Here is a 4,899-nt window from a genome sequence, read left to right as displayed (position 1 = left end):
CCGCGTCCCGCCCCCTCGATGACTTGGCGTATATGTACGCGACACGGCAGGTTGTCGCGTACATATACGCCAAGTCATCGAGGGGGCGGGACGCGGGACGCGGGCCCAGTGACGCGGCGCGATAGGGTGACGGATGCCGCGCACCGGCGCGGCAGGAGGTGCATGTGATCGTCGGAATCGGCGTCGACCTCGTCGACATCCCGCGGTTCGAACGGACCATCGAGCGGACGCCGAAGCTGCTCGACCGCCTGTTCTCGGCGGCCGAGCGCGCGCTCAAGCCGCACTCGCTCGCCGCGCGCTACGCGGCCAAGGAAGCGCTGATCAAGGCGCTGGGCGGCTCGGACGGCGTGCACTGGACCGAGATCGAGGTCGTGTCCGAGGCATCCGGTCGCCCGATGTTCTCGCTCTGCGGGTCGACCGCGCGCGTCGTCGCCGACCGCGGCATCGTCGCGCTGCACCTGTCGCTGTCGCACGACGCCGGCCTCGCGACCGCATACGTGATCGCCGAGTCCGCCGAGCCCCCGGTCGCGCTGTCCCAGCCCGCGCTCGCGCCGAGCCCGGGGATTCTCGGCGAGACGCAGGGCGATGTCACCGGTCTCGGCGAGAATCCCCTGTCTCGACGCTCGTCGGGCGCCGCGACCCCCACCGCGACCCCGACACCGATCCCGACCCCGGAGGAACCCGCATGAGCCGCCTGCCCACCGGCGCGCTGCGCGAGGCCGTCGTCGACGTCGGCGCCATCGAGGACAACGTGCGGCACCTGCGCCGCCTCACCGGCTCGGAGATCATCGCGGTCGTCAAGGCCGACGGGTACGGCCACGGCGCGGTCCGCTCGGCGCTCGCGGCGCTCGCGGGAGGGGCGACGCGCCTGGGCGTCTCCGACATCACCGAGGCGATCGCCCTGCGCCGTGCCGGCATCGACGCGCCCGTCGTCGCGTGGCTGCACGCGCCCGGAGCCGACTTCGCCGAGGCGGCCGCACTCGGGATCGAGCTCGGCATCTCGAGCCTCGCCCAGCTGCAGCAGGCGGCGGCCGCGGCATCCGCAGATCGTCCCGTCGGGGTGCACCTCAAGCTCGAGACGGGCCTCTCGCGCAACGGCATCGCACCCGACGCCTACCGCATGGTGTTCGCCGAGGCGGCCCGGCTCGAGCGGATCGGGCGGGTGCGGGTCATCGCGCTGTTCAGCCACCTCTCCAATGCCTCGGTCGAGGAGGACCGGACCGCGCTGCGCGCCTTCGAGGAGGGCGTCGGCATCGCCGCCTCGCTCGGACTCGCCCCGCCGCTGCGCCACCTCGCAGCGACGCACGCGGCCATCGACCTGCCCGAGTCGCGGCTCGGCTGCGTGCGGATCGGCATCGGGCTGTACGGGCTGTCGCCGTTCGCCGACCGCACCTCGGCCGACCTGGGCCTGCGGCCCGCGATGACCCTGCACGGCGCGGTGGCGGCGGTGCGCCGCGTGCCCGCCGGCAAAGGCGTCTCGTACGGCTACGACTACCGCACCGAGCGCGACACGACTCTCGCGCTCGTGCCGCTCGGCTATGCCGACGGCGTGCCGCGACAGGCCTCCGGCGCGGGACCCGTGGTGATCGGCGGCCGGCGCTTCACGGTCGCCGGCCGCATCGCGATGGATCAGTTCGTCGTCGACGTCGGCGACACGCCTGTCGCCGTCGGCGACGAGGTCGTGCTGTTCGGCGACCCGACACTGGGCGCGCCCGCCGCGACGGACTGGGCGGATGCCGCGGGCACGATCAACTACGAGATCGTCACGCGCGTCGGACCCCGCGTGCCGCGCCGGAAGGTGTCGGAATGAGCGGGGGCGGCGTTCCGTTCTCAGGAGGGATGCAGCGGCCTCGGCCCGGCGCCCGCGTCCTTCCGCGGCTCGCGCAGCGGTCGAGGGGCGGCGGTCCTGAGAACGGTACGGGGGAGGCGCGATGAGCGAGGGGATCGACGCGCTCGTGGGCACACGCGAGATCACCTCGCCCGACGCCATGGAGGCGCTTGGCGAGGAGATGGGACGGATGCTGCGCCCCGGCGACTTGGTGGTGCTCACCGGTCCGCTCGGGGCGGGCAAGACGACGCTCACGCGTGGCATCGGGCGCGGTCTGGGCGTGCGGGGACCAATCCAGAGCCCGACGTTCGTCCTCGCGCGCACGCACCCCTCGCTCGTCGGCGGGGCGCCGCTGGTGCACGTCGACGCCTACCGCCTGGGCTCGGCCGCCGAGCTCGACGACCTCGACATCGACTTCGACGGCTCGGTGGTCATCGTGGAGTGGGGCCGGGGACTGGTCGACGGCATCCGCGACCACTGGTGGGAGGTCGAGCTGGACCGCGAGTGGCACGGGCGCGGGCAGGACGATGCCTGCTACGGCGTGGCGCACGAGGCCGACCTCGACGCCGACGCCCCGCGGCTCGTGCATATCGCCCGCCACGAGGAATCCGGTCCATCCGGACGTTGAGCGAGGAGCGCAGCGACGAGACGACGCCTCTGCGCTCGCTCAACGACCGGTGCTGACGCGCCGACTACCCTGGGAAGGTGATCCTCGGCATCGACACGTCGCTCGGCTCCGCAGTGGCGGTGGTCGAGCCCGACGGCGTCATCCGCTCCGAGGCGCGCAGTCTCGACCCGCGCGGCCACGCGGAGGTCATCGGCACGCTGCTCGAGCGGGCGATGGCCGAGGCATCCGTCACTCCCTCCGACATCACGCACGTCGCCGCAGGAATGGGACCCGGGCCGTTCACCGGGCTGCGCGTCGGCGTCGCGGCCGCTCGGGCGTTCGCCCTCGGGCGAGGGCTGCCGGTCGTTCCCGTCGTGAGCCACGACGCCGTCGCGCTCGAGCTGCTCCTCCACAGCGCGCTGACCGCCGACTGGGGATTCGTCGGCGACGTCGAGGACGGGGCGGCCGAGACGTTCGCAGTCGTGACCGACGCCCGGCGGCGCGAGTTCGCCTACACGGTGTATCGGGGCATCGACGATGACGGTCTGCCCATCCGGGTGGCCGAGCCGGCCCTGGTTCCGCGGGACGAGCTCGATGCCGTGCTCGCGGCCGCGGGGGCGCAGCGCCGTGAGGCCGATCGGATCCCCGCGGCGATGCTCGCGCTGGCCGCCGCACGTGCCCTGTCGGCCGGCCGGACCATCGGCCCCGACGACGCGCTCTACCTGCGCTCGCCCGACGTCACGCTGCCGCACGCTCCGAAACGGGTGAACCTGCCGGCAGCGAGCGGGCGGGCCGCGAGCGGGCGGTCCGCGGCCACCGCCCCGCCGGCGTCGGGCGGACGAGGGCAGGACCAGGCATGACGCTGCGCGCCGCCACGCCCGCCGACCTCGCCGCGATCATGAAGCTCGAGCGGGCATCGTTTCCGACCGATGCGTGGTCCGAGGCCATGATGCGTGAGGAGCTGACCTCGCCCCACGGCTGGTACGTCGTCGACGAGGAGGCCGGCCGGCTCGTCGGGTACGCGGGCCTGCGTGCGGTGAAGAGTGCGACGGATGCCGACATCCAGACGATCGCCATCGCCGAGGGCGCGCGCGGGCGAGGCCGCGGGCGCACGATGCTACGGGCACTGCTCGCGGAGGCGGCCCGCCGCGGTGCCGCACACGTCTTCCTCGAGGTGCGCGACGACAACCCGGTGGCGCAGGCGCTGTACGTGTCGGAGGGCTTCGCCGAGATCGGCCGGAAGCCCCGGTACTACCAGCCCGACGACGTCGACGCCGTCGTCATGAAGCTCGACGTGCGGGGGTGGCACAGCGCTTCGGCCGCCGCCGCGGACGGTGACGGCGTGGTGACACGGGGAAGCTCGGCGACCGACGGCGCCGCGGGCGCTGCGAACGCTGGGGACGGAGGGGTGTGCACGTGAACCGGGCCGAACCGCTGGTGCTCGGCATCGAGACGAGTTGCGACGAGACCGGCATCGGCATCGTCCGCGGCCGCACGCTCCTGTCGAACACGATCGCGAGCTCGATGGACGAGCACGCCCGCTACGGCGGCGTCGTGCCGGAGGTCGCCGCCCGTGCGCACCTCGAAGCGCTGCAGCCGTCGATCGAGGCGGCGCTCGCCGAGTCGGGGGTCGCGCTCGCCGATCTCGACGCCGTCGCGGTGACGAGCGGTCCCGGCCTCGCGGGAGCGCTGATGGTCGGGGTCGGCGCCGCCAAGGCGCTCGCCGTGTCGCTCGACAAGCCCCTCTACGCCGTCAACCACCTCGTCGGCCACATCGCCGCCGACATTCTCGACGCCGACGCACCGCCGCTGGAGTATCCCACCGTGGCGCTGCTGGTGAGCGGCGGGCACACCTCGCTGCTCCTGGTGCGCGACCTCACCACCGATGTGGAGCTCCTCGGCGAGACGATGGACGACGCCGCCGGCGAGGCCTTCGACAAGGTCGCGCGGCTGCTCGGGCTGCCGTACCCCGGAGGTCCCGAGATCGACCGGGCCGCGGCATCCGGAGATCCCCGGGCGATCCCGTTCCCCCGTGGGCTGTCGCGCGCGTCCGACATGGCGGGACACCGCTACGACTTCTCGTTCTCGGGGCTGAAGACGGCGGTCGCCCGCTGGGTCGAGCTGCGGGAGGCGGCGGAGGAGCAGGTCCCGATCGCGGACGTCGCGGCGAGCTTCCGCGAGGCCGTCGTCGACGTGCTCGTCACCAAGGCGCTCGCCGCGTGCCGCGACTACGGCGTGCCGCGGCTGCTGCTCGGCGGCGGCGTCATCGCCAACCGACGGCTGCGTGACGTGGCGCTGGAACGCGCCGCGGCCGAGGGCGTCACCGTGCGCATTCCGCCGCTGTCGCTCTGCACCGACAACGGGGCCATGATCGCCGCGCTCACCTCCGAGCTCATCATGGCGGGCCGCGCGCCCTCGACGCTCGAGTTCGGGGCCGACTCGACGCTGCCGGTCACCGAGATCC

At 73.7% G+C, this 4,899-nt stretch carries 5 protein-coding genes and 1 pseudogene; all 6 read left to right on the top strand.

Annotated elements, in window-relative coordinates; all coding sequences use genetic code 11:
* Positions 1-164: 164 nt before the first annotated feature.
* Positions 165-518: pseudogene (locus ACI3KY_RS20050) on the top strand (holo-ACP synthase); the annotation flags it as partial.
* A gap of 167 nt (positions 519-685) precedes the next feature.
* Complete coding sequence (gene alr / locus ACI3KY_RS20045) at positions 686-1,810, top strand: alanine racemase (protein ID WP_404931884.1); 1,125 nt, start codon at positions 686-688, stop codon at positions 1,808-1,810.
* Positions 1,811-1,931: 121 nt separating this feature from the next.
* The gene (tsaE, locus tag ACI3KY_RS20040; protein WP_404931883.1) at positions 1,932-2,456 is read left to right on the top strand and encodes a tRNA (adenosine(37)-N6)-threonylcarbamoyltransferase complex ATPase subunit type 1 TsaE; all 525 of its coding nucleotides are present in this window, start codon (positions 1,932-1,934) and stop codon (positions 2,454-2,456) included.
* Positions 2,457-2,533: 77 nt separating this feature from the next.
* Positions 2,534-3,295, top strand: a complete 762-nt coding sequence (tsaB, locus tag ACI3KY_RS20035) for a tRNA (adenosine(37)-N6)-threonylcarbamoyltransferase complex dimerization subunit type 1 TsaB (RefSeq protein ID WP_404931882.1) — start codon at positions 2,534-2,536, stop codon at positions 3,293-3,295.
* A complete protein-coding gene (gene rimI / locus ACI3KY_RS20030; RefSeq protein WP_404931881.1) occupies positions 3,292-3,855 on the top strand; it encodes a ribosomal protein S18-alanine N-acetyltransferase in 564 nt (187 codons plus the stop codon). Before tsaB ends, rimI begins: the two co-directional genes overlap by 4 nt.
* Positions 3,852-4,899: tRNA (adenosine(37)-N6)-threonylcarbamoyltransferase complex transferase subunit TsaD (gene tsaD / locus ACI3KY_RS20025; RefSeq protein WP_404931880.1), on the top strand; the 1,048-nt coding region annotated here is incomplete at its 3' end. The genes rimI and tsaD, both read left to right, overlap by 4 nt.

Source organism: Microbacterium sp. ZW T2_14 (assembly GCF_044987405.1).
Classification (GTDB): domain Bacteria; phylum Actinomycetota; class Actinomycetes; order Actinomycetales; family Microbacteriaceae; genus Microbacterium.
The sequence above is the reverse complement of the archived record's forward strand: the minus strand, read 5'-3'. Positions and strand labels throughout refer to the sequence as shown.